Origin of the sequence: Deferribacter abyssi, assembly GCF_049472655.1 — a bacterium.
GTDB classification, from domain to species: Bacteria; Chrysiogenota; Deferribacteres; order Deferribacterales; family Deferribacteraceae; genus Deferribacter; species Deferribacter abyssi.
This window is the reverse complement of the sequence record NZ_JAQNCS010000033.1, coordinates 1-4843: the sequence shown is the minus strand read 5'-3', so window position 1 is coordinate 4843 and position 4843 is coordinate 1. Positions and strand designations below refer to the sequence as shown.

Below are 4843 nucleotides of genomic sequence, written 5' to 3'. Positions count from 1 at the left end.
AAACCAGCACCGTATCCCATGCAATATCCTGGTCCGTATCCATAACCTTGGTTATATCCTGGTCCCATCATTCCAGGCCCCATTCCATATCCAGGTCCAGGTGGTAAAGTTCCTTGATTGTACCCAGGTCCCATCATTCCAGGTCCCATGCCGTAACCATAACCTCTGCCAAAACCTGGTCCTTGTGCAATAGCTAAAGTAGCTCCAAAAATCAGGACAGTTGCTAACATTAATAATTTTTTCATAACTATACCTCCTTGGTATTTTTTAATTTTTTTGCCCTAAGCACTTATACTAGAAGCATATTATGTGCCAAAATGCCATAAATGGGTAACACATTGATAACAAAAGAAAAGAGTTGTCGTTATATGTTTGAAAACTGTGTAATTTTTACACAACTGTATAAATAATACACACAAAATAGGTAGGATATGAAGAAACTAATTCTTTGCTATCAAATTTCTTAAATAAGAAAAAAATACTGTTACCTTGAGTATTAATAGGATAAACATATTATTAACAAGTTAGTATATGCTTATTCAATGACAACATATAATTATAATAATAAAAAACTACAATAACTTACGCTTATAAAGCTCGGCTTTTTTCCCAAGACTTTTAAACTCAGACAAAAATTTATTTAATATTTTTCTTCCTTTCTCTTTCTCACCTAACTTAACAGATGCATCCATAAAAGCAAAATAAAGATTTGGATCATTAAATTTTGTAAAATCAATACTCTTCAATATTTTATATCCATCTTTAAAGCGACCTAATTTTATAAGGGCTAGTCCATAATAACATTTAATCTCATCATCTTGTCCAAAATTCTCATACGCTTTCATAAAAGAATCCACAGCATCAGAGATACGTCCCATATTTAAATAAACTTTACCACTTGTAAGCAATTGTTCAGCTAAAAATATCTTTTTAGCATCAATTTTTAATTCACTTTCCTTTTCTTTATCCTTTGAAGTAAGTAAATCAAAAGCTTCCTTTATTATTCTAAATATTTCTTCCGCAAGAGCTTTTTTTTGTTTATCTTGATATAAATCTGGATGATACTTCTTTGTTAGATTGACATACACTTTTTTTATATCATCAATATTAAAATCATCTTTATTTACTCCAAATATCTCATAAGGTGTCATTTTTGATAAATTATTTAAATATTCCTTCAATTCTTCAACATCTATATCATCCTGACTAACAGGTTTAATAAAATCAAGATAATATAAAATTTTCAAAATATTTATCTCACTATTATTAAACTGTCTTAAAACTTCTTTGTCCAATTTATTGTTATCAAAATTATCCAATATTCTTACAATCGCTTGATAACCTTCAACCATGTCCAATAATTCTTTTGTAAGCACCGTTAACTCATAACTCTGATTCAAATCAAAATCTATATTAACATCAATATTATAACCAGAAACAACAAACAAAATTAAATAAAAAATATTTAATGAAATACTTATATCAAAAGAAAATTTTTCATTGAAAATAAATATATTTGAAATTGATTTTGTTTTTATAACTTCTTGAATTAACATATTATCATAAATCTCAAGAACTCTTTTCAATTCATCAATACTTAAAATACTTTGATCTATAATATAACTTAATATTTTACTAAAATCTTTTTCATCTTCAAAAGAAATATCCTTAACATTATGTAGATATTTACCAAAATTATAATTTTCCGAAAACGAATAACCCAACTTAAATTTTCCAGATTCAAAAAAGAATACACTTGTAAATTTTTCATTTATAATCTCTAATGCTCCAGTTAGTTCGTTCTTCATTATATATAATAAAGACAATAGTGAGTCTTCTTCTAGTTCTTTCGTTTCTTTACGTCTAATCTCTTTTAACATTATCAAATTTAATCTATGTAACTTAATCAAAATTAATTTAAGCTCAGTTTTTTCAATATTAACAACTTTATATAACTCATCAAAACAAGGGTAATCACCTATCCTAGACAAAATGAAACCTTCTTTAGGAGTTAAAAAAATTCTTTGATCTAATAATTTATAGCTGTTTACCTTAAAACAAGAATTTTCTCCTCCCATTCTCTTCTCAAAAAAATTATTTACAAAAATCACAAGATTTTGATAGAAATTCTTGATAATTTGACTATTCTTATATTCATTATAAAGATTTTTAGTAATGTTGTATGATTCATAAATCCTCCCTTTACCATAAAGTTCTAATGCTATCAAAAAGCTTAAAGTGGGATCTTCTTTATATTTTTTCTTACCTATTTTTTCTATTTTTTTATCTAAGTAAAGTTGATATAATTTTTTATAAGTTTCAAAATGATCACTACCTATCTCAAATAATATTTCTTTTATACATCTTTTACCATCTATTAGTTTTTGCAAATCTTCGGAAATTCCATGCAAATCAACTAATTTAATTATGTCGCTCTCACCCAGTGCTTTTTTAAACAAATCCAATTCATCTTTCCGCCTGACACATTCAAACAAAATCTCGTCAACACTAATAGCAAAATCTAGATTCTTACTAAAACGTTTTTCTTCAAAATAAAAATAACCTTTATCCCATCCTAATAAATAAATCGTAATATCAATAATTTGTTGTTTGATTAAATCATTTAATTCATCTTTAGTAATAAAACCTTTTTCAATTAACAATTGTCCTAAAGGTCGCTTCTCTTTTATTTGAATTTTCAGAATATTTGCTAATTTTTTTTTATCAATCTTATTATACCTTATCAAATACTTTCCTAGTAAAAACTCTGAAATGTTAGATGTCGTATTAATAATATTGCCATCAGAAAAAAATACTTTAATTTCCTCTGTTTCCCTTTGAAAAAAAAGAAAACCCGATTTCCTGTTTTGAGAAACCCACTGAAAAACATCTGGAACTGAAATTGATTTCAAATCACCTATTAATTGTGAATTAAAAGCCATTTAACAACCTTAGTAAATCTTCTGTTATAATCTTATTAGTAGCAATTATAAATCTATCATTAAAATTGTAAAAATCACCTTCCATATTTAAAACTTCTCCTCCAGCCTCTTTCACAATAATTTTACCAGCTGCCACATCCCATGGTTTTAAATTACACTCATAGTAACCATCAAATACCCCTTTTGCGACATAACATAAATCTAATGCTGCAGAACCTGCTCTTCTTATTCCCCTTGTATTTTTTAACACCTTAGATAATAATTTCAATAAGTTATCAATATTTTCTACTACTGAAGAATAAGGGAATCCTGTAGCAATTAAAGATCTCTCTAAATTATCTGTCTTAGATACAAAAATTCTCTCCCCATTTAAATAAGCACCTTTACCTGACTCAGCAGTAAAAATCTCATTTAAAATAGGATTATAAACAATACCACATTCATACTCTTTATCTAACAGTGCCAAAGAAATAGCTACAAAAGGAAAGCCATGTACAAAATTTGTAGTTCCATCAATTGGATCTAATAATACCAGTTTATCATCAGGTAAATATCCATCAAAGGATTCTTCTGCAATAATATTGAAATCCTTTGAAATTGTTTCTAATCTATTCTTAATAAACTCTTCAACTTCAATATCTATTTCAGTCACTAAATCTATCTTCCCTTTATAATGAACAGTGTTAGACTTATTAAAATTTTCTCTTATAATACTACCAGCCTGTATTACAATTTCTTTTAAAAAATCAATCACAATCTTCTCCAATTATTTAATTATGATAAAAAATTCCAAGTTCACTTAATCTAGAAATACATCTTTTTAATTTCTTTTCAAAACAAGATTCAAGCATTTCCTCACTAAATATATCTTTTAAATCATACTCTGATTTAATAAATAATCTAGTATTATAATAATAACATAAATCTACAAAATGAGTAAATCTCAATGCGCTATTTAAAAGAGGAAATGGTTTCATATCTCTAATAAAAATAGCATCAGCATTCTCTGGTATAACAAAAAACCTAAAAGGATGAACTTGCTCAAGCTGAACCATTAATTCATCAAAACTTACAATCATTTTTTTTCTATCTGAAGAAGGTATGTATTCACCATAAACAACTTCAAACGGTTTCCTATCCAACGTTCTTTTCCAAATCTCTTTTTTACTACGATAATCTTCACCTTCAACAATAACAACTTTAAAAGTATTTGCAATAACACCCATCTCACGTTTAAACTCATCAGCTTGAAACCTGTTTTTCCCCAAATCTCCTGGCAAAGTATTAGATGTAGTTATAATCAAAGTATCTTCGTTCAGTTCTGAAAAAAACTTTGCCATTATTCTCACAGTAGCAGGATCATCAATTTCAAATTCATCTATCAAAAGTAAGTCATAATCTGAAAAAATTTCTATACTCTCATTTAATCCTATGTAATTTATATAATAGCATAATTCCGAAAAAGACATGAATGCTTTCTTACACTTTGCTACATTGTAGCATGCAGCTAGTAAATGAGTTTTACCAACACCAAAACCACCATCTAAATAAGCATTTTTAAAACTTCTATTACCATTATCCTCGCTTTTAGTCAGAAAGGAAAAAAGAGATTTTTTTCTAATTACTGGTCTGTTTTTATAATCATTGTATTTACTGATCTTTTCAAAAAGCATCTGTTTAACAAAATGCTGAGAAGGGTATTTTTCATCTGGATAGTAATTTTCAAAAGAACAATTACTAAATTTTGGATGAGGTTTTAAGTTTTTAAGACTAATTTCAACACTTACATCAAAGTTTAAATCAGGTAATCTTAGTTCATAATCCACACCAATCATTTATTCCTCTCAAATTGATTTTTGTTGCAATATTAATTGATCTAAAAAAATCAAGCAACCAAAACT

The 4843-nt window shown here is 27.2% G+C and carries 3 protein-coding genes and 1 pseudogene; all 4 read right to left on the bottom strand.

Annotation, left to right across the window (positions count from 1 at the left end):
- Nucleotides 1–245 (bottom strand): annotated as a pseudogene (locus OWK30_RS11395) (PepSY domain-containing protein); the annotation flags it as partial.
- 327 nt (nucleotides 246–572) lie between these two features.
- Nucleotides 573–2942, bottom strand: a complete 2370-nt coding sequence (locus OWK30_RS11390) for a DUF4388 domain-containing protein (protein ID WP_423326593.1) — start codon at nucleotides 2940–2942, stop codon at nucleotides 573–575.
- On the bottom strand, nucleotides 2932–3696 hold the full coding sequence (locus tag OWK30_RS11385; RefSeq protein ID WP_423326591.1) for an inositol monophosphatase family protein: 765 nt from the start codon (nucleotides 3694–3696) through the stop codon (nucleotides 2932–2934). The genes OWK30_RS11390 and OWK30_RS11385 overlap by 11 nt, the downstream gene beginning before the upstream one ends.
- 16 nt (nucleotides 3697–3712) lie before the next feature.
- On the bottom strand, nucleotides 3713–4777 hold the full coding sequence (gene zapE, locus OWK30_RS11380; protein WP_423326589.1) for a cell division protein ZapE: 1065 nt from the start codon (nucleotides 4775–4777) through the stop codon (nucleotides 3713–3715).
- Between the last annotated feature and the right edge of the window lie 66 nt (nucleotides 4778–4843).

Bases quoted from the DNA above. Each gene is read 5' to 3' on its own strand.
- OWK30_RS11390 (WP_423326593.1), bottom strand. From the start codon at position 2,942: ATGGCTTTTAATTCACAATTAATAGGTGATTTGAAATCAATTTCAGTT.
- zapE (WP_423326589.1), bottom strand. From the start codon at position 4,777: ATGATTGGTGTGGATTATGAACTAAGATTACCTGATTTAAACTTTGAT.